The following is an 18,680-nucleotide window of genomic DNA, read 5'->3' as shown; positions in this document are numbered from 1 at the left end:
ATACCGAACAATTTTGCAGAACAACCCCTAATGCCCCGCGCGCCGGTGGCCGATACAAAAAGGCGGACTCTCTCCCCTGCGCCCGGAGCTTTCATGAAATTCAAGTCGATTCAATTTTCTGTCGCGGCACTGGCCGGGGCCATTGTCCTGAGCGTAGTGGCGGTGTTGGTGCTCTACGCCTTGTTTGCCGGCGCACGCACCCAGGAAATGGTGCAGGAGCGCACCCAAGTGCAGTTCGAACAGATTATCGAACAGCGCCTCACCGCCCTGGCGCAAACCCAGGCCACCTTGATCCAGCGCGAACTGGAAGCGCCACTGGTGACCGCCAAGAGCCTGGCCACTGCCAACGCCCTGCTCGGCATGAAAGACGCGAAGGGTGAACCCGCCCTGCAGCTCGGCCGCGAGCAACTGATCAACCTGCTGCACGAAACCGTGGTGCGCAACCCCAAAATCCTCGGTGCCTATATCGGCTGGGAACCCAACGCCATCGATCACAACGACGCGGCCTACGTGAACAGCCCGATTGTCGGCATGGGCGCCGACGGACGTTTCCTGCCGTGGTGGTACCGCAACGCAGATGGCAGCCTGGGCCTGGATAAGCTGGCGGACGTGGCCGACCAGAAAATCCTCTCTACGGGCGTGCGCGCCAGCGAGTACTACCTGTGCTCCAAGGAAAGCAAAAAGGCCTGCGCCATCGATCCGGCCCCTTACAAGGTGGGCAACGCGATGGTGATGCTGGCGTCGTTTATCGAGCCGATCATGATCGACGGCACGTTCCAGGGCATCGTCGGTGCCGACCTGTCGGTGAACTTCATCCAGGACATGCTCACCAGCGCCGACCAGAAACTCTACAACGGTGCCGGTGAACTGGCGCTGATCTCCAGCAACGGGCGTTTGGTGGCTTATACCAAGGACCCCAGCAAGCTCGGCGAAAAGGCCAGCGACCTGCTCGATGGCAACGAACTGACCAACCTGGGCCAACTGAAAATCGGCGAAGTGCGCTACGACATCGACAAGGAACACGGGCATATCGAGTTGTTCCTGCCGTTCAACATCGGCCAGACCGATGCACGCTGGACCCTGATGATGCAGCTGCCTTTGAGTGCGGTAATGGCGGACTCGCAGAAACTGCAAAGTGACCTGGAAACCCAGCGCAAGACCGACATCTTCGGCATGACCATCGCCGGCCTGCTGATCGCCGGTATCGGCCTGCTGGTGATCTGGCTGGTGGGCCACGGCATCGCCCGGCCACTCAAGCAAATGGTCGCGATGCTCAATGACATCGCCCAGGGCGAAGGTGACCTGACACGACGCCTGACCAGTGATCGCGCCGACGAACTGGGCGCGATTGCCAACGGCTTCAACACCTTCCTGATCAAGCTGCAAGGCATGATCACCCAGGTGGTGAGTTCGGTGCAGAAGGTCAGCGACTCGTCGGAGCACACCGCTGATATCGCGATCCGTACCAACCAGGGTGTACATAAACAGATGGTGGAGATCGACCAGGTCGCCACCGCCGTGCATGAGATGACCGCCACTGCGCAAGACGTTGCACGCAACGCCACCCAAGCCGCACAGGCCGCCAGCCATGCCGACCAGGCCGCGAGCCAGGGCATGCGCATCGTGCGTGACACCTCCACCTCCATCGGCGCGCTCGCCGAGGAAATCGGCAAGGCCGTCGGTGTGGTGCAAACCCTGGCCAAGGACAGCGAGAACATCAACGCTATCCTCACGGCAATTCGCGGGATTGCCGAACAGACCAACCTGCTGGCGCTCAACGCCGCCATCGAAGCTGCGCGGGCCGGCGAGCAAGGCCGTGGTTTTGCCGTGGTTGCCGACGAAGTGCGCAACCTGGCGCAGAAAACCCAGAAGGCCACCGAAGAAATCCAGACCATGATCCAGCAACTGCAACAAGGCACGCGGGATGTGGTGCGGGTGATGGAGGACAGCCAGAACCGCACCGATGAAAGCGTGCAACACGCGGCCAAGGCGGCCGAAGCGCTGGAAACCATCACCCAGGCAGTCTCGGTGATCAACGACATGAACACCCAGATCGCCAGTGCCGCCGAGGAACAGAGCGCGGTGGCCGAGGACATCAATCGCAACGTGATCAATATCGGCCAGGTGGCCAATGAAGTGGCGGGCGGCGCGGATGAATCCAGCGCGGCCAGTGCGGACTTGACCAAGTTGGCCGAGCAGCAGCGCCGATTGATCAATCAGTTCAAAGTTTAAAGAGCTGCGGCGTTCATCAGGCCGCCTTCGCGAGCAAGCCCGCTCCCACATTTTGATCTGTGAATGCCTTCAAAATGTGGGAGCGGGCTTGCTCGCGAAGAGGCCAGAACAGACAACAGAGAGATTCAAGCCGGGGTCAGGCACTCCGGCCCATTGAGCTTGGGATCATTGACCATGTTGGCCAGGACCCGCTCGCGCAACGCGGTCGGCTCACTGGCCAGCAGGCCTTGCAACACATGCAACGGCGTCTCGGGGTCGAGCCAGGCTGCCTGCCCGGCCTCATCCAGAATCAATGGCCGACGCTGGGCCTGCGCGGCCTGGGTCACTACCGCCGTGCTCAGCCACACCTGTTCCTGCACCGGGTAGGCTTCCCAGATCGCGGCAAAAAACACCGTGGAGCCCTCCCCCGGTGTCAGCCAATACGGACGTTTGCGTTGCGTGCCACGCCATTCGTAGAACCCATTGGCCGGTAACAGGCAACGGCGCTGGCGGAATGCTTCACGGAACATCGGCTGTTCGGCCAGGGTTTCGGCACGGGCGTGAGCGGGGGTGCGGGAAAGATCGGTCAACCAGGGCGGGGTGAGGCCCCAGCGGGCGCGGGCCAAAGTGCGCTGGCCGTCGGCGGCGCGCTGGATCAGCACCGAATCATTCGGGGAGATGTTCCACTGGGCCTGCTGGTCGGCCGGAAAGCCCGGCAGGGCAGCAAAAGCGGGGGTCCAGCGAAACAGGGCATAACGTCCACACATGGGGCAACACGACTCTTGGGTAAACCGACCGACAGCCTAACAGACCAGCACGTCGGGGAAGCTGTCAGGTTCATCGCCGGGCAGCGGTTGTGCACCGATATAGGCAGTGATCAGCTCGCGGGCGTCCATGGCCCGGTCATTGTCCACTTCCAGGCCCAGCAGGCCGAAGATCGGCAACTCGCCGGTGCCACCGAGCAAATGACGGCCCACCAAGTGCGCCTCGATACCCTCGCTGGCGAGCATCTGTTGCAGCAACTCGCCTTCCATCAGGTTTTCCGGTTCGTAGATTCGCAGCATCGGCGTACCCGTTATTCGTTTTCGCTCCGGGTTTCGAGCATCCACTCTTCCCCATGCACCTGCAGGTCGAAAATGATCGGCCTGCAACACACCTGGCAGTCTTCTATATAGGTCTGGTCACCGCCAGACAAATCCACCGTTGTTTCGACCGCTTCACCACAATAAGGACAATCGTACGTCGCGTTTTCCAGCATCGCAGCCTCCAAGGTGACTTGTGCGTATAATCGCCGGTCTATTTACAGGGCCATTTTCGGCTGAGGCCATTACTCAGTCCGCCCCCTGGTACTTCCTTTACTTACCCTAGCCGTTTCTAACAAGAGAGCATGATGGGCGAATTCGATACCATCCGACCTTACAACGACAGCGAAGTCCCGGCAGTGCTGGCACGTCTGTTCAGTGACAAGGCCTTTCTGGACATCCTGACCCACTTCCGCTTCCCGCGCTTTGCCGGCGCCCTGGGCTGGCTGCTAAAGCCGATGATCGCCCGCAAACTACGCCGTGAATTCGCCGGCGTCACCACCGTGGCCACGCTGCAGGATAAAGTCGAGTACTACGTCGACCACACCATTGACCGGGCGACCGACGGCGTGACCTACACCGGGGTCGAACAGCTCAAGTCCGGCACCGCCTACCTGTTCCTGGCCAACCACCGCGATATCGTGATGGACCCGGCCTTCGTCAACTATGCGGTGTACCACGCCGGCCTGCCGACACCACGCATCGCCATTGGCGACAACCTGCTGCAAAAGCCGTTTGTCAGCGACCTGATGCGCCTGAACAAGAGTTTCATCGTGCACCGCTCGATCACCGGGCGCAAAGAGAAGATGGCGGCGTATCAGCTGCTGTCGGCCTACATCAACCATTCGATCCGCAACGACGGTGCGTCGATCTGGATCGCCCAGGCCGAAGGGCGCGCCAAGGATGGGGATGACCGCACCGAGTCGGCAATCCTCAAGATGTTTCACGTCAGCCGCAAGGACGAGCCGTTCGCCGAGGTGATCCAGTCGCTGAACCTGACGCCGGTGTCCATCAGCTACGAATACGACCCGTGTGATTCAGCCAAGGCCCGTGAGCTGTACATCCGCGCGACCACCGGCACCTACGTCAAGGCGCAGGGCGAAGACGATGTGAGCATTGCCCTGGGCATCACCGGTTACAAGGGACGCGTGCACATTAACTTCGCGCCGCCGATTACCGAGCGTTTCGAAGACACCAAGTTGCTGGCCGCAGAAATGGACCGGCAGATTCTGGGGGGTTACCGGTTGTTCCCGGTGCATTACCTGGCCTACGCCCAGTGGAGCGACGCCGACCCGCAATTGCAGGTGCCGACGGCGGCCGAAGTGTTCCCGGCCGATGAACTGGCCAAGGCGAAGGCGGAGTGGGAGCGGCGTTTGAGTGAATGCCCGGTGGAGCACCGGCCATTCCTGGTGGTGCAATATGCGACGCCGGTGCGTAATCAGTATCGGGTCAAGGCCGGCATCCCTCTGTAAAACACCGATCCAAATGTGGGAGGGGCGGTGCGACGATTCGACTTGCCCCCGATGACAGAGCTTCAGTCGACATCCGATTGACTGATACACCGCTATCGGGGGCAAGCCCCCTCCCACATTTGTTTTGTGGTGTTCTTAAAGGCGGGTGCTGAGCCAGGAGATGGTCAGCGCCACGCCCAGACAGGCAAACCCGATGCGGTAAGCCAGACGATGCGCCCGTTCGGTGCGCACATCCAGAAACAACATCGGTTGGTCGATCGCGCGATCTTCGCTTTGCGCGGTCAGGTCGGCCATTGCGCGCTGTTCGCGCAAGCGGGTAATGAACAGCAGCGCCGCACCCGGGCAGGCCACCGCCAAAGCAACAACATTGATCACTAGTGCGGGCAGCGCCATCGCAGACCTCGGTAGAACAGTATTTTGGTATCGGTTCAGATACAAACCTGAACGATAGTGGCCTCCGGCGCCTGAAATGCTCCCTCCCCCATTGACGGCTAATGTATCCAGTAATTTACGGCGTCACCTGAACGTCACCTTAACAAGCCACTCTGTTGCCCTTCGACGCTTTAGGAGCTTGTCATGCTGCACGCGAACAACCAGGATCGGCTGTACCTGATCGCCCAGAGCGATGAGCAGGAAGCGCTGATCGGCGGCCTGGCCTTCAACGTCCAGGACCGCCACTGGCTGGTGTATTGCGCCCTTGGCGGACACCAGCATGCCGACCTGCCGGAGGCCGATCTGTTGACTGGCGTGAGCCTGCTGGATTTCTGTATCGACATGGCTGCCTGAAACGGAAGACGAAAAAAAACCGGGCTCATCACTGAGCCCGGTTTTTTGTAGAGAATCGGTTATTGCGCGCTGAGCAACGAACCGATGCTTGGGTCCTTGAACAGACGGGTCAGGGCGTCACTGAGGACATCGCTGACCAGCTTGGTGTTGGTTTCCTGGTTCGGCGCCATGCCGAAGCGCTGGTTCAGGGAAGCACCGTAGCGGCCGCTGTAGCGACGGGTGCCGGCGCTGACATCGGACTTGAAGGTCGCGCCGATGGACGCTTCGGTCACGTACAGGCCGTCTTTAGGCGACTGGTACTTCAATTCGGCCAGGGTGATCGTCAACTGCGGAGCGCCCGGCGCGTTGGCGCTCGGGGTGAAACCCAACAGGCGCACGGCCGCTTCGGCCTGGGCCTGCAGCTTGGGCAGTACGTCTTGCGCATTCACCGAGACCAGGGCGGTTTCCGGATACAGGCCGCCGCGCGAACCGAGCGTAGGCGACGGACGACCATCCACCACACGCACCGACACCGGCTGGCCGTGGCCCACTGGCGCCAGTTGCGTGGTGATTTTCGGTTCCGGGGTCAGTTGTTGCGGGCTGTTGGCGCAGCCAACCAGGGTCAAACTGGTCACAGTGATCAAACCGAACAACAGGCGTTGCAACATGCTCTTCTCTCCAGAAATCAGGTACCGACAGGCCGGCAGTATAGCGGGGCGCCACTGCCGGGAACTAGCATCAGTTACAACCTGAGACCCCTTGCCTGGAACGCGGTTCGATGTCACTGAGATGTCACACCCGTTACACAGGCTCGTCATCCCGGGCAGGCATGCTTGGCCTCAATCTCAGGAGGTTGATCGCCATGCATTTTCTCTGGTCGTTGTTCACGCGCAAACCCGCCCTTCGCCAGTTCGCCCTGCTCGATGTGCAAGGTCGCTGCCAGGCCTTCAAAGAGTGCTGCCAGCCTCCCGTCGGCGATGGCTGGGTGGAAATCGAGGAAATCCGCCTGAGCTGGATGCACCACCCGCTGCCGGCCAGCGCCCGTGTCAGCCCGCGTGCAGCGCAGTCGCCCCGTCACCAACCGTTGGCCGCCTGACCGAACACCTAATAAAAGTCATAAAACACGCCCATTTCCCTGGCGTTCTTCGCTACAATCTCCCCCCGATTATAAGGACGTCTCCTGATCGGGCCTCGCAGCATCGTTAATGCCTCGGCATTAACCCCCAAATCGCCCACAGAGAGCCGCCCACACAGATCGAGTGAAGCTGGCGTGCTTGCTGTCTTGGTTGCAAACCACCCGCCTTTACCGAATCTGCCAGAGCTGCCATTGCGCTCGGCCACTTGAGTTGTTTGCCCGTTTTGCCGCGTGTCGGCTAGGGGCCAGGTGCCAGGCTGGGGCAGCCCTTTTTTGAGGTTCACGTCTTCAAAAGAGCGTGAAAAAACGGGTTTTCACAACTTCACAAGAGTGTGGCGAGCAAATGAATAGTTTGGCGTTTGTACAAGCACCATCAGCGTCTGGAACAGCCCAACCACACAGGACCGAGCACGCCTTAAAAACCGGAGCTTGAGCCTGTCCGCTACGGATTGGTTGCACGAATCGCACGCTTTGACCATAAGTCGAATTGCCACAGGTGCCCATGAATGCGTTCATAGGCAGATTAGCCCGGCAGGAAGCGTGCGCTGAACATGCAAAGAATTGCGAATCGGACATGGCGATCCTGGCCATGGGTAACCTGGGGCAACACGTGAATCGCCCCGTCACTCCTGGCAGCCATGCCGTCAATTTGGTGCTGCAGATTTTGGAGACGCGTTAAATGGCGCATAACGAAGCAGTCGATGTAGTACTGGTAGGGGCCGGCATCATGAGTGCCACCCTGGCCGTACTGCTCAAAGAGCTCGACCCCGGCCTGAAGCTGGAAGTCGTTGAGCTGATGGACTCGGGTGCCGCGGAAAGTTCCAACCCGTGGAACAACGCCGGTACCGGCCACGCCGGGCTGTGTGAGCTGAACTACACGCCGCAGGCCGCCGATGGCTCCATCGACATCAAGAAAGCCGTGCACATCAACACCCAGTTCGAGGTGTCGAAGCAGTTCTGGGCGTACCTGACCAAAAAGGGCACCTTCGGCTCGTCCAAGTCCTTTATCAGCCCGGTGCCGCACCTGAGCTTCGTGCAGGGCGAAAAAGGCGTGTCCTTCCTCAAGAAGCGCTTTGAAAGCCTCAGCCAGCACCATGCGTTCTCGGACATGCACTACACCGAAGACCGCAGTGAGATGGCCGAGTGGATGCCGCTGATGATGCCGGGCCGTCCGCTCGACGAAAAAATCGCGGCCACCCGTGTGATGAACGGCACGGACGTGAACTTCGGCGCCCTGACCAACCAACTGCTCAGCCACCTGACCAGCTCGGCAGACGCCCAGGTCAAGTACAGCAAGCGTGTCACCGGCCTCAAGCGCAACGGCGCCGGCTGGACCGTGAGCATCAAGGACGTCAACAGCGGCAACAGCCGTGAAGTCGATGCCAAGTTCGTCTTCCTCGGCGCCGGCGGCGCGGCCCTGCCGCTGCTGCAGGCCTCGGGCATCGAAGAAAGCAAAGGCTTTGGCGGCTTCCCGGTCAGCGGCCAGTGGCTGCGTTGCGACAACCCGGAAGTGGTCAAGCATCACCAGGCCAAGGTCTACAGCCAGGCCGCCGTGGGTTCGCCACCGATGTCCGTGCCGCACCTGGACACCCGCGTGGTCGATGGCAAGAAGTCCCTGTTGTTCGGGCCTTACGCCGGTTTCACCACCAAGTTCCTCAAGCACGGCTCGTTCCTCGACTTGCCGCTGTCGGTTCGCGCCGGCAACATCGGCCCGATGCTGGCCGTGGCCCGCGACAACATGGACCTGACCAAGTACCTGGTCAGCGAAGTGATGCAGTCCATGGAACAGCGCCTGGAATCCCTGCGCCGCTTCTACCCTGAGGCGAAAGCCGAAGACTGGCGCCTGGAAGTGGCCGGCCAACGGGTGCAGATCATCAAGAAAGACCCGAAAAAAGGCGGCGTGCTGCAATTCGGCACCGAACTGGTCGCGGCCAAAGACGGCTCGCTCGCGGCGCTGCTGGGCGCGTCCCCGGGTGCTTCGGTGACCGTTTCGATCATGCTGGAACTGATCGAGAAGTGCTTCCCGGAAAAAGCCGCCGGTGAGTGGGCTGCCAAGTTGCACGAGATCTTCCCGGCCCGTGAAAAGGTCCTGGAAACGGATGCCGAGTTGTATCGCAAGATCAACGCGCAGAACAACATCAGCCTGGAACTGGTTGAACCTGCCGCCGAGACCGAAAGCTACGCTTGAGGCGCCATGAAAAACGCCCCGCTCTCAACCGGAGGACGGGGCGTTTTTTTGTGTCTCGGATAATCAGCCGCGAGCTTTTTCCATCAGTTCGATGTACTCGTCCGCGTTGCGCTGGTCCTTGATCAGATCGACGAAGGTCTGGCCATGCTCATCCTTGCCGTCGAGGTCCAGGCCGGCTTCCTTGAAGAAGCCCAGGAACCGCTCGAAATCGTCGATACGCAGGCCACGGTAGGCCTTGATCAGCTTGTGCAGGGACGGGGAAGTCGCGTCGACCGGCTCGAAGTCCAGGAACAACTTGATTTGATCGTCGCCGATCTCGTCACCAATCACCTGTTTCTTATCTTTACGCATTACCGACTCCAGCCTGCAGACATTTACACGGGGTTTGAAGTCTACCTGTGCGACGCAGGCTTCGAAAGCGCTGGAGATTCAATGCGGGAGGGGGCTTGCCCCCGATGGCGGAGTGTCAGGCGACATCAAATTGACCGACCCACCGTAACCGGGAGCAAGCCCCCTCCCACATTATCTTTTCAGTGTTCTTGCTATTGGGTACGCACCGCACCAGTGTGCAAATCCGCCCAGATATGCCCGTTGGCATAACTGAGGAACTGCACATACACCGTGTCATTGCGCAACAGGTCAACAATCACACGGTATTGGGCCACCGGGTAGGACAAGGTCAAAGTCTTGCTCTTGTCATCGTAGGCCGGCTTTTTCAAGCTTTTGCTTTCGGCGTCGAAATTGAGCACCACCTGGGCAATGGTCGCGCCTTTGTTCAGCGACTTGCCCTTCAGGCGAATCATCAACGGCGCAGTCACCGGGATCGGTTGTTGGTTGGACTGGCGCTGGTTGCCTACCACCACCGCGTACTCGGTGACTTGCAGCAACTGCTGCTGGTCCGGCGCTTCAGCGCGCAGAGTCAGGTCGTCCGAAGGCAGGAATTGGCTGTGCATCGGCGCAGGCGCGGCGGCCAGCGGCAAACTGACGATCAGCGCCAGGGCGGCGCAGGTGCGTATCAACAGGCTCATGAAAGGCTCCAGACGCAGGGCCAGGCACTCTAGCATGCCGGCCCTGCACCTCAAGCGCGTTTACATGCCTTTGACGGCGAAAATCCCATTGGCGTTGCGCCAGTAGCCTTTGTAGTCCATGCCGTAACCGAAGATGTAACGGTCGATGCATGGCAGGCCGACGTAATCGGCTTTCAGATCCGGACGCGCCTTGCGGTCGTGGTCCTTGTCGATCAGTACGGCGGTGTGCACTTTGCGCGCGCCGGCGTGTTTGCAGAAGTCGATGATCGCACCCAGCGTGTGACCTTCGTCCAGGATGTCATCGATGATCAGCACGTCGCGGTCGATGAACGAGACTTCCGGCTTGGCCTTCCAGAACAGGTCGCCGCCGCTGGTTTCGTTGCGATAACGGGTGGCGTGCAGGTAGGACGCTTCCAACGGGAATTGCAGGTGGGTCAGCAATTTGCCGGCGAAGATCAGACCACCGTTCATCACGCAGAAAACCACCGGGTTGGTGTCGGCCATTTCGCGGGTGATGTGTGCGCCGACCTTGGCGATCGCTTCTTCGACTTGCGCTTCGGTGTACAGGCAGTCAGCCTCGCGCATGATTTGACGGATATGCTCGAGATCAGCGGACATGGCGCTCTCCAAGGGGGTGCTGTGGCAAGAAAAGCGGGCGAAGGTACGCTTCTCGTGCGCTCCGAGCAAGCCTTAATGGACTAACGTACTAGATGTCTATAGGACAACACCCTCGGATAGATTAATCTAGGCCGGTTTTTTTGCCCGCCGCCGGAGCCTTTCCCATGCCCACTCGCGAGATCCGCCACCCGCTGATCCGACACAAGCTCGGCCTTATGCGCCGCGCCGACATTAGCACGAAGAACTTCCGTGAGCTCGCTCAGGAAGTCGGAGCGTTGCTCACCTACGAAGCGACCAAGGATTTACCCTTGGAGAGCTATGAAATCCCTGGTTGGGCCGGTCCCGTCCAGGTCGAGAAAATCGCCGGTAAGAAAATCACCGTGGTGCCGATCCTGCGCGCCGGTATCGGCATGCTCGAAGGCGTGCTCAGCCTGATCCCGGGCGCCAAGGTCAGCGCCGTAGGCGTGGCCCGCAACGAAGAAACCTTGCAGGCCCACACCTACCTGGAAAAACTCGTCCCGGAAATCAACGAGCGCCTGGCGATGATCATCGACCCGATGCTCGCCACCGGCAGTTCCATGGTTGCCACCATCGACCTGCTGAAAAAAGCCGGCTGCAAGGACATCCGCGCCATGGTGCTGGTGGCTGCGCCCGAAGGCATCGCTGCCGTCGAGAAGGCTCACCCGGATGTGCAGATCTACACCGCCTCCATCGACGAGCGCCTGAACGAACACGGCTACATCATCCCAGGCCTGGGCGATGCCGGTGACAAGATCTTCGGCACCAAGCAGAAGGACGCGTGAGCATGCAGGATGAATTCAACGACCCGCTTTGGCGCCAGATCCTGTCTGGCGCACAAATGCTCTTCGTGGCATTTGGCGCGCTGGTGTTGATGCCGCTGATCACAGGTCTTGATCCAAACGTTGCACTGTTCACCGCGGGCCTGGGCACGTTGCTGTTCCAGGTGGTGACGGGGCGGCAGGTGCCGGTCTTCCTGGCGTCGAGCTTTGCCTTCATTACCCCGATCATTCTCGCCAAGGGCCAGTTCGGCCTCGCGGCGACCATGGGCGGGGTGATGGCGGCCGGTTTCGTTTATACCTTCCTGGGCCTGGCGGTGAAGATCAAAGGCACCGGGTTTATCGACCGGTTGCTGCCGCCCGTGGTGATCGGGCCGGTGATTATTTCCATCGGCCTGGCCATGGCGCCGATTGCCGCGAACATGGCAATGGGCAAAGCCGGTGATGGCAGCGAGCTGATCCATTACCAGACCGCGATGATGATCTCGATGCCGGCACTGCTGACTACCTTGATCGTGGCGGTGTTCGGCAAGGGCATTTTCCGCCTGGTGCCGATCATCTCCGGCGTACTGGTGGGCTTTGCCATGTCGTTCTACTTTGGCGTGGTCGACACGGCGAAGATTGCGGCGGCCCCCTGGTTCGCCCTGCCCCACTTCACCGCGCCGGAATTCAACTGGCAGGCGATCCTGTTCATCGTCCCGGTGGCCCTGGCCCCGGCGATCGAACATATCGGCGGTGTAATTGCGGTGGGCAGCGTGACCGGTCGCGACTACCTGAAGAAGCCCGGCCTGCACCGCACCTTGCTGGGTGACGGCATTGCCACCACGGCTGCCGGTCTGTTCGGCGGCCCGCCAAACACCACCTACGCCGAAGTGACCGGAGCGGTGATGCTGACCAAGAACTACAACCCGAAGATCATGACCTGGGCGGCGGCGTTTGCCATCAGCCTGGCGTTTATCGGCAAGTTTGGCGCATTGCTGCAAAGCATTCCGGTGCCGGTGATGGGCGGGATTCTGTGCCTGCTGTTCGGCTCGATTGCCGCGGTGGGGATGAACACGCTGATCCGCCACAAGATCGACCTGGGCGAAGCGCGCAACCTGGTGATTGTGTCGGTGACGTTGGTGTTCGGGATTGGCGGTGTGCTGGTCGGTACCGGCACCGGCCCGGATGACTTCGGCCTCAAGGGCATCGCCCTGTGTGCGGTGGTGGCGATTGGGTTGAACCTGCTGCTGCCGGGTAATGATGGCTGGAAGAACAAGAAGTCTGACGAGCCGTTGATCTAACCAACACTGCAAAACCGAATGTGGGAGGGGGCTTGCCCCCGATAGCAGTGTGTCAGTCAATGCATTAGCTGGCTGATACACCGCAATCGGGGGCAAGCCCCCTCCCACATTTGATTTCAGCGTTTGTTAGAGCTGGCCCAGCCCATCGATCAACGCCTGGTTCTGCTCAGGCGTGCCGACACTGATCCGCAGGAACTGGGCAATCCGTTCCTGCTTGAAGTGCCGCACGATCACCCCTTGCTCACGCAGCTTGGCCGCCAGGCCAGCGGCGTCGTGCCGTGGGTGACGGGCAAAGATGAAGTTGGCAGCCGACGGCAGCACCTCAAAGCCTTTCTCCTCCAGTTGCGCAACCATCTTGTCGCGACTGTCGATCACCAACCGGCAAGTCTTCTCGAAGTACTCGCGGTCCTCGAACGCCGCCGCCGCGCCAACAATCGCCAGGCGATCCAACGGGTAGGAGTTGAAGCTGTTCTTGACCCGCTCCAGCGCCTCGATCAGGTCCGGCTGCCCCACGGCCAGGCCCACACGCAAACCGGCCAGTGAGCGCGACTTGGACAGGGTCTGGGTCACCAGCAGGTTCGGATAGCGATCCACCAGGCTGATGGCGGTTTCGCCGCCGAAGTCGATATAGGCTTCATCGACCACCACCACCGAATCCGGGCTGGCCTTAAGAATCTGCTCCACCGCGTCCAGCGCCAGCACGCAACCGGTCGGCGCGTTCGGGTTGGGAAAGATGATCCCGCCGTTGGGCTTGGCGTAGTCCGCCACGCGAATCTGGAACCGGTCATCCAGTGGCAGCGGGTCGGATTTGATGCCATAAAGGCCGCAGTACACCGGATAGAAGCTGTAGCTGATGTCCGGGAACAGCAGCGGCAGGTCGTGCTGGAACAAGCCATGGAAGATGTGCGCCAGGACTTCGTCGGAACCGTTGCCGAGGAACACGGTGTTGGCGTCGATCCCGTAGTACTTGGCCACAGCCTGCTTGAGCAGGTCGCTGTTGGGGTCCGGGTACAGGCGCAGGTTGTCGTTCAACTCGGCCTGCATCGCCGCCAAGGCTTTGGGCGATGGGCCGTAGGGGTTTTCATTGGTATTGAGCTTGACCAGTTTGGTCAGCTTTGGCTGCTCGCCGGGCACGTAAGGCACGAGGTCCTTGACGAAAGGGCTCCAGAATTTGCTCATGTCTCACTTCCCCTCTTCAAGGATGCGGTATTCGGCGCTGCGGGCGTGCGCGCTCAAGGATTCACCACGGGCCAGCACCGATGCGGTCTTGCCCAACTCGGAAGCACCCTGCGGCGAGCAGAAAATGATCGACGAACGCTTCTGGAAGTCATAAACCCCCAGCGGCGACGAGAAACGCGCGGTGCCGGAGGTCGGCAGTACATGGTTCGGGCCCGCGCAGTAGTCGCCCAGGGCTTCGCTGGTGTGGCGGCCCATGAAGATCGCACCGGCGTGGCGAATCGATGGCAGCCAGGCTTGCGGGTCGGCCACGGACAACTCCAGGTGCTCCGGCGCGATGCGGTTGGCCACCTCGATAGCCTGCTCCATGTCGCGCACCAGGATCAACGCACCACGGCCATTGATCGACTTCTCGATGATCTCGGCGCGGTCCATGGTCGGCAGCAGTTTATTGATGCTGGCGGCGACTTTGTCGAGGAACCCGGCGTCCGGGCTGACCAGGATCGCCTGGGCGTCTTCGTCGTGCTCAGCCTGGGAGAACAGGTCCATGGCGATCCAGTCCGGGTCGGTTTGGCCGTCGCACACCACGAGGATTTCCGAAGGGCCGGCGATCATGTCGATACCGACCTGGCCGAACACATGGCGCTTGGCAGTGGCGACGTAGATGTTGCCGGGGCCGACCACTTTGTCGACCTTCGGTACGCTTTCAGTGCCATAGGCCAAGGCCGCTACCGCTTGCGCGCCACCGATAGTGAACACGCGATCTACACCGGCAATACAGGCAGCGGCCAGCACCAGTTCGTTGATGTCACCACGCGGCGTCGGCACCACCATGACCACCTCGGTCACGCCCGCCACTTTGGCCGGAATCGCGTTCATCAGCACGGATGAAGGGTACGAAGCCTTGCCGCCCGGCACGTACAAACCGGCGCGGTCCAGCGGCGTGACCTTCTGCCCCAGCACGGTGCCGTCGGCCTCGGTGTAGCTCCAGGAGTCCTGTTTCTGTTTTTCGTGGTAGCTGCGCACACGCGCCGCCGCCACTTCGAGGGCTTCGCGTTGCGGCGCGGTGATGCGCGTCAGGGCCAGTTCCAGGCGTTCGCGGGGCAGGATCAGGTCGGCCATGGACTTGACGTCCAGACCGTCGAACTGGCGGGTGAAGTCCACCAGCGCCGCATCGCCGCGCTCGCGCACGGCCTTGATGATGTCGAGCACCCGCTGGTTGACCGAATCGTCGGACACGCTTTCCCAGCTCAGCAGATGATCCAGATGATGGGCGAAATCCGGGTCGGCAGCGTTGAGTCGGGCAATTGCAGTGGACGTGGTCATAGCGAGGGCCTCAATAGAATTGGCAAAAACTCAGGCGCCCTAAACTAGCAGTCGTTTCCGCTTGGGCACCTGAGAATTCTGGCTATGAGGCGGATAGACGGGCGCAGCTTTTCAGCTACGCAGGTAGGTCAACCGCGGTGTCGCGACTCCACTGCCGTGCGCAGGGTGTCGATCAACGCCTGGATACGGGCGTGCTGCATCTTCATCGATGCCTTGTTGACGATCAGGCGCGAGCTGATGTCGGCAATGAATTCTTGCGGCTCAAGACCGTTGGCGCGCAGGGTGTTGCCGGTGTCGACCACGTCGATGATCTTGTCAGCCAGGCCGATCAGCGGCGCCAGCTCCATCGAGCCGTAAAGCTTGATGATGTCGACCTGGCGGCCTTGCTCGGCGTAGTAGCGCTTGGCGACGTTGACGAACTTGGTCGCCACGCGCAGGCGGCCCTTCGGCTCCACATCACCGACACGGCCGGCGGTCATCAACTTGCACAGGGCGATACGCAGGTCCAACGGCTCGTACAGGCCCTGGCCACCGTATTCCATCAGCACGTCTTTACCGGCGACGCCGAGGTCGGCCGCACCATGTTCAACGTAGGTCGGCACGTCGGTAGCCCGTACGATCAACAGGCGCACGTCGTCCTGGGTCGTGGGGATGATCAGCTTGCGGCTCTTGTCCGGATTCTCGGTCGGCACGATGCCCGCTTCAGCCAGAAGCGGCAATGTGTCGTCAAGGATGCGGCCCTTGGACAGTGCGATGGTCAACATGGGAAACGTCAGTCCTTCATCAGGCTATTGCGGCCCGGTCGCAAACGGCGCCGGACACAGATCGAGGCCATTACAGCCTCGATTTTAAACAAGTTCAGCATACTGCTTATTCAACGGCAGGCACCTTCTTGTGGTGAGCGGGCTTGCCCCGCGCTGGGTTGCGTAGCGACCCCAAAAAAGGGACGGCTGCGCAGTCCAGCGCGGGGCAAGCCCGCTCACTACAAGCAGCAACTAGCCCGGTACGCGGCGGATTTTCGCGCCGAGCATCTGCAGTTTTTCTTCGATGCACTCGTAACCACGGTCTATGTGGTAGATGCGGTCGATCAGGGTGTCGCCTTCGGCGATCAGCGCCGAGATCACCAGGCTGGCCGAAGCCCGCAGGTCGGTGGCCATGACTGGCGCGCCCTTGAGTTTCTCGGTGCCGGTGACAATGGCAGTGTTGCCTTCAACCTGAATCTTCGCGCCCATGCGGTGCAGTTCGTACACGTGCATGAAGCGGTTTTCGAAGATGGTCTCGATCACGGCACCGGTGCCTTCGGCAATCGCGTTCAGGGAGATGAACTGCGCCTGCATGTCGGTCGGGAACGCCGGGTACGGAGCGGTACGCACGTTGACGGCCTTGGGACGCTTGCCGTGCATGTTCAGTTCGATCCAGTCTTCACCGGTGGTGATTTCCGCACCGGCTTCACGCAGTTTTTCCAGGACCGCTTCCAGGATGGTCGGATCGGTATCCTTGACCTTGACGCGGCCACCGGTGACGGCGGCGGCAACCAGGTAGGTGCCGGTCTCGATGCGGTCAGGCATCACCTTGTAGGTGGCGGTGTGTAGACGCTCTACGCCATCGATGGTGATGGTGTCGGTGCCGGCACCGGAAACCTTCGCGCCCATGGCGTTCAGGAAGTTGGCCAGGTCGACCACTTCCGGTTCGCGCGCGGCGTTTTGCAGGACGCTACGGCCTTTGGCCAGGGCAGCGGCCATCATGATGTTCTCGGTACCGGTCACGCTGACGGTATCGAAGAAGAAGTTGGCACCACGCAGGCCGCCTTCCGGCGCCTTGGCCTTGATGTAGCCGCCTTCGACGTCGATAACGGCGCCCATGGCTTCGAGGCCACGGATGTGCAGGTCAACCGGACGCGAGCCAATGGCGCAACCGCCAGGCAGGGCAACTTCGGCTTCGCCGAAACGGGCAACCATCGGGCCGAGCACCAGGATCGACGCACGCATGGTTTTCACCAGTTCGTACGGGGCGATCAGGGTCTTGATGGTGCGCGGGTCGATTTCGACGGACAGCTTCTCATCGATCACCGGCTCGATACCCATGCGACCGAACAGCTCGATCATGGTGGTGATGTCGTGCAGGTGCGGCAGGTTGGCCACGGTAACCGGGCCATCGCACAGCAGGGTCGCTGCCAGGATCGGCAAGGCGGAGTTTTTTGCACCGGAGATGCGAATCTCGCCATCAAGGCGGGCACCGCCGGTAATAATCAATTTATCCATAAGAATCTCGACGCCTTGGGGGCTCAGGTGCGCTCGGCCCAGGCCGCGCGGCTGAAAAATTTCATAGTGACCGCATGGATGCTGCCATCGGTGATCCACGGGTTCAAATGGGCATAGATCTGCTGCTGACGCTTGACCGGGCTGAGTGCCGCCAGTTCATCGCTAATCACGTTCAGCTGGAAGTTGCAGCCTTCGCCTTCAACTTCAACGGTCGTTTCCGGCAGCTTTCCTTCAAGAAAGCTCTTAACTTCTAGGGCCTGCATGCTCAACCTCTATCGGCGCCCAGTGCGCGCGGGTCGCACATCATACAAAAAAGCCCCGCGCCTGCGAACCCCGCATAGCAGGACTCTGACGGGGGGCTTCTCTAATAATGTGTATTAAGGATGCGCCAGTAGCTCGGTCAAACCGGAAACTTCGGCGATTTCGCGCATGTCTTCGGGCAATGCCCGAATGCTGACCGGTTTTTTTGCCGCTTCGGCGTCACGCATGAAGCACAGCAGCAGCGACAAGCCGACGCTGCTGGACTTGGTCACGGCCGAACAATCCAGCACCAGCGCGGGCGCAGTGCTGGTCTTGATCAGCGCCTGACCCTGCTTGCGCAGCTCAGGCCCGGTGCGGTAATCCAGCACGCCGCTGAGAAACAACTCACCGGCGTCGCCAAGACGAACAGCCGACTCGGTCATTGCGCAGACTTCCCGGCTTCTTTATCGGATGTTTCCTTGGCTTTGGCGACTTCACCGGCCCAACCGTTGATGGTTTTGTCCAGGTCGTTGCCATTACGCTGCATCGCATCAGCGAACTGGTCACGGAACAGCTTGCCGATGTTGATGCCGTTGATGATCACGTTGCGCAGCTTCCACTCGCCATTGACCTTCTCCAGCGTGTACTGCACAGGGTAAACGGCACCGTTATTACCCTTGACGCTCATGTTGACGCTGGTGCGATCACCCGACTCGTCACCGGCAGGCGCTACGGTAATGCCCTGGTTGTTGTACTCGAGCAGCGCGTTACCGTAGAACTGGAACAGGCCTTTCTTGAAGTTTTCCTGGAAGGTCTGCATCTGCGCAGGGGTCGCCTTGCGCGAATACTTGACCGTCATGATGCTACGGGAAATGCCTTCAGCATCGACCACCGGGCCGACAATGGTGTTGAGCGCGTTGTAAAACTTACTCGGATCTTGCTTGTACTGCTCTTTATTGGCAGTCAGGTCAGCCAGCATTTTGCTGGTCGTGTCCTGCACCAGATCGTGCGCAGAACCTGCCGCGTTAGCCATCAGCGGCAGCGCTGCCAACAGCACCAGCAGGCCACGTCGCAAGGTAGAGATCATGAACAGATTCC

22 protein-coding genes and 1 pseudogene are annotated in these 18,680 nt (G+C 60.6%); 8 read left to right on the top strand and 15 right to left on the bottom strand.

Going from position 1 to position 18,680, the window contains the following annotated elements:
- Nucleotides 1-30: 30 nt before the first annotated feature.
- Nucleotides 31-1,374 (top strand): annotated as a pseudogene (locus BLR69_RS31615) (HAMP domain-containing protein); the annotation flags it as partial.
- A 15-nt stretch (nucleotides 1,375-1,389) separates the two neighbouring features.
- A complete protein-coding gene (locus BLR69_RS31610) occupies nucleotides 1,390-2,232 on the top strand; it encodes a methyl-accepting chemotaxis protein (RefSeq protein ID WP_371262124.1) in 843 nt (280 codons plus the stop codon).
- Between the two features lie 125 nt (nucleotides 2,233-2,357).
- Here BLR69_RS31610 and BLR69_RS26315 read toward each other — a convergent pair whose 3' ends face one another.
- The 3 genes from BLR69_RS26315 to BLR69_RS26305 are packed head-to-tail and all read right to left on the bottom strand — an operon-like array spanning nucleotide 2,358 to nucleotide 3,469.
- Complete coding sequence (locus BLR69_RS26315; protein WP_071494121.1) at nucleotides 2,358-2,978, bottom strand: SOS response-associated peptidase; 621 nt, start codon at nucleotides 2,976-2,978, stop codon at nucleotides 2,358-2,360.
- A 36-nt stretch (nucleotides 2,979-3,014) separates the two neighbouring features.
- Nucleotides 3,015-3,275, bottom strand: coding sequence for a putative signal transducing protein (locus BLR69_RS26310; protein WP_071494122.1), 261 nt, complete (start codon nucleotides 3,273-3,275; stop codon nucleotides 3,015-3,017).
- An 11-nt stretch (nucleotides 3,276-3,286) separates the two neighbouring features.
- Entirely contained in the window at nucleotides 3,287-3,469 is a 183-nt protein-coding gene (locus BLR69_RS26305) for a CPXCG motif-containing cysteine-rich protein (RefSeq protein WP_071494123.1), read from the bottom strand.
- 132 nt (nucleotides 3,470-3,601) lie between these two features.
- On the opposite strand from BLR69_RS26305, the gene BLR69_RS26300 reads away from it, so the two are divergent.
- Nucleotides 3,602-4,765 carry a 1-acyl-sn-glycerol-3-phosphate acyltransferase gene (locus BLR69_RS26300; protein WP_172832140.1) on the top strand — a complete coding sequence of 388 codons (1,164 nt, stop codon included), beginning with the start codon at nucleotides 3,602-3,604 and terminating at the stop codon, nucleotides 4,763-4,765.
- Between the two features lie 135 nt (nucleotides 4,766-4,900).
- On the opposite strand, the gene BLR69_RS26295 is transcribed toward BLR69_RS26300, so the two are convergent.
- Complete coding sequence (locus BLR69_RS26295) at nucleotides 4,901-5,158, bottom strand: hypothetical protein (protein WP_071494125.1); 258 nt, start codon at nucleotides 5,156-5,158, stop codon at nucleotides 4,901-4,903.
- 183 nt (nucleotides 5,159-5,341) lie between these two features.
- Between BLR69_RS26295 and BLR69_RS26290 the strand changes: the two genes are divergently transcribed.
- Nucleotides 5,342-5,551, top strand: coding sequence for a hypothetical protein (locus BLR69_RS26290; protein WP_071494126.1), 210 nt, complete (start codon nucleotides 5,342-5,344; stop codon nucleotides 5,549-5,551).
- 59 nt (nucleotides 5,552-5,610) lie between these two features.
- Here the strand turns inward: BLR69_RS26290 and BLR69_RS26285 are convergent, their stop codons facing one another.
- Nucleotides 5,611-6,198: a YajG family lipoprotein gene (locus BLR69_RS26285; RefSeq protein WP_071494127.1), complete on the bottom strand. Its 588-nt coding sequence runs from the start codon at nucleotides 6,196-6,198 to the stop codon at nucleotides 5,611-5,613.
- A 194-nt stretch (nucleotides 6,199-6,392) separates the two neighbouring features.
- Between BLR69_RS26285 and BLR69_RS26280 the strand changes: the two genes are divergently transcribed.
- Both BLR69_RS26280 and mqo read left to right on the top strand, forming a co-directional pair.
- Nucleotides 6,393-6,626, top strand: coding sequence for a hypothetical protein (locus BLR69_RS26280; RefSeq protein WP_071494128.1), 234 nt, complete (start codon nucleotides 6,393-6,395; stop codon nucleotides 6,624-6,626).
- A 718-nt stretch (nucleotides 6,627-7,344) separates the two neighbouring features.
- Complete coding sequence (mqo, locus tag BLR69_RS26275) at nucleotides 7,345-8,853, top strand: malate dehydrogenase (quinone) (protein ID WP_071494129.1); 1,509 nt, start codon at nucleotides 7,345-7,347, stop codon at nucleotides 8,851-8,853.
- A 63-nt stretch (nucleotides 8,854-8,916) separates the two neighbouring features.
- Here the strand turns inward: mqo and BLR69_RS26270 are convergent, their stop codons facing one another.
- The 3 genes from BLR69_RS26270 to BLR69_RS26260 all read right to left on the bottom strand — a co-directional run bounded on the left by BLR69_RS26270 (nucleotide 8,917) and on the right by BLR69_RS26260 (nucleotide 10,499).
- A complete protein-coding gene (locus tag BLR69_RS26270) occupies nucleotides 8,917-9,204 on the bottom strand; it encodes a PA4642 family protein (RefSeq protein WP_071494130.1) in 288 nt (95 codons plus the stop codon).
- Nucleotides 9,205-9,395: 191 nt separating this feature from the next.
- Nucleotides 9,396-9,881 carry a hypothetical protein gene (locus BLR69_RS26265; RefSeq protein ID WP_071494131.1) on the bottom strand — a complete coding sequence of 162 codons (486 nt, stop codon included), beginning with the start codon at nucleotides 9,879-9,881 and terminating at the stop codon, nucleotides 9,396-9,398.
- A gap of 60 nt (nucleotides 9,882-9,941) precedes the next feature.
- Entirely contained in the window at nucleotides 9,942-10,499 is a 558-nt protein-coding gene (locus tag BLR69_RS26260; RefSeq protein WP_025856323.1) for a hypoxanthine-guanine phosphoribosyltransferase, read from the bottom strand.
- Between the two features lie 164 nt (nucleotides 10,500-10,663).
- On the opposite strand from BLR69_RS26260, the gene upp reads away from it, so the two are divergent.
- Together upp and BLR69_RS26250 are read left to right on the top strand one after the other, a co-directional pair.
- Nucleotides 10,664-11,302, top strand: a complete 639-nt coding sequence (gene upp / locus BLR69_RS26255) for a uracil phosphoribosyltransferase (protein ID WP_024073483.1) — start codon at nucleotides 10,664-10,666, stop codon at nucleotides 11,300-11,302.
- A gap of 2 nt (nucleotides 11,303-11,304) precedes the next feature.
- Nucleotides 11,305-12,579, top strand: coding sequence for a uracil-xanthine permease family protein (locus BLR69_RS26250; RefSeq protein ID WP_071494132.1), 1,275 nt, complete (start codon nucleotides 11,305-11,307; stop codon nucleotides 12,577-12,579).
- Between the two features lie 126 nt (nucleotides 12,580-12,705).
- Here the strand turns inward: BLR69_RS26250 and hisC are convergent, their stop codons facing one another.
- The 7 genes from hisC to BLR69_RS26215 form a co-directional block, all read right to left on the bottom strand.
- On the bottom strand, nucleotides 12,706-13,758 hold the full coding sequence (hisC, locus tag BLR69_RS26245; protein WP_071494133.1) for a histidinol-phosphate transaminase: 1,053 nt from the start codon (nucleotides 13,756-13,758) through the stop codon (nucleotides 12,706-12,708).
- Between the two features lie 3 nt (nucleotides 13,759-13,761).
- Nucleotides 13,762-15,081 (bottom strand): histidinol dehydrogenase, encoded by a 1,320-nt coding sequence (gene hisD, locus BLR69_RS26240; protein ID WP_071494134.1) that lies wholly within the window; start codon nucleotides 15,079-15,081, stop codon nucleotides 13,762-13,764.
- 128 nt (nucleotides 15,082-15,209) lie between these two features.
- The gene (gene hisG / locus BLR69_RS26235; protein ID WP_071494135.1) at nucleotides 15,210-15,845 is read right to left on the bottom strand and encodes an ATP phosphoribosyltransferase; all 636 of its coding nucleotides are present in this window, start codon (nucleotides 15,843-15,845) and stop codon (nucleotides 15,210-15,212) included.
- Nucleotides 15,846-16,076: 231 nt separating this feature from the next.
- Complete coding sequence (gene murA, locus BLR69_RS26230; RefSeq protein ID WP_071494136.1) at nucleotides 16,077-17,342, bottom strand: UDP-N-acetylglucosamine 1-carboxyvinyltransferase; 1,266 nt, start codon at nucleotides 17,340-17,342, stop codon at nucleotides 16,077-16,079.
- A gap of 23 nt (nucleotides 17,343-17,365) precedes the next feature.
- Nucleotides 17,366-17,605, bottom strand: coding sequence for a BolA family protein (locus BLR69_RS26225; RefSeq protein WP_003188597.1), 240 nt, complete (start codon nucleotides 17,603-17,605; stop codon nucleotides 17,366-17,368).
- A 114-nt stretch (nucleotides 17,606-17,719) separates the two neighbouring features.
- A complete protein-coding gene (locus tag BLR69_RS26220) occupies nucleotides 17,720-18,025 on the bottom strand; it encodes an STAS domain-containing protein (protein ID WP_058422986.1) in 306 nt (101 codons plus the stop codon).
- Nucleotides 18,022-18,669, bottom strand: coding sequence for an MlaC/ttg2D family ABC transporter substrate-binding protein (locus tag BLR69_RS26215; protein ID WP_058422987.1), 648 nt, complete (start codon nucleotides 18,667-18,669; stop codon nucleotides 18,022-18,024). The genes BLR69_RS26220 and BLR69_RS26215 overlap by 4 nt, the downstream gene beginning before the upstream one ends.
- Between the last annotated feature and the right edge of the window lie 11 nt (nucleotides 18,670-18,680).

The sequence above is a fragment of the Pseudomonas azotoformans genome (genome assembly GCF_900103345.1).
GTDB classification, from domain to species: domain Bacteria; phylum Pseudomonadota; class Gammaproteobacteria; order Pseudomonadales; family Pseudomonadaceae; genus Aquipseudomonas; species Aquipseudomonas azotoformans.
The sequence above is the reverse complement of the archived record's forward strand: the minus strand, read 5'-3'. Positions and strand labels throughout refer to the sequence as shown.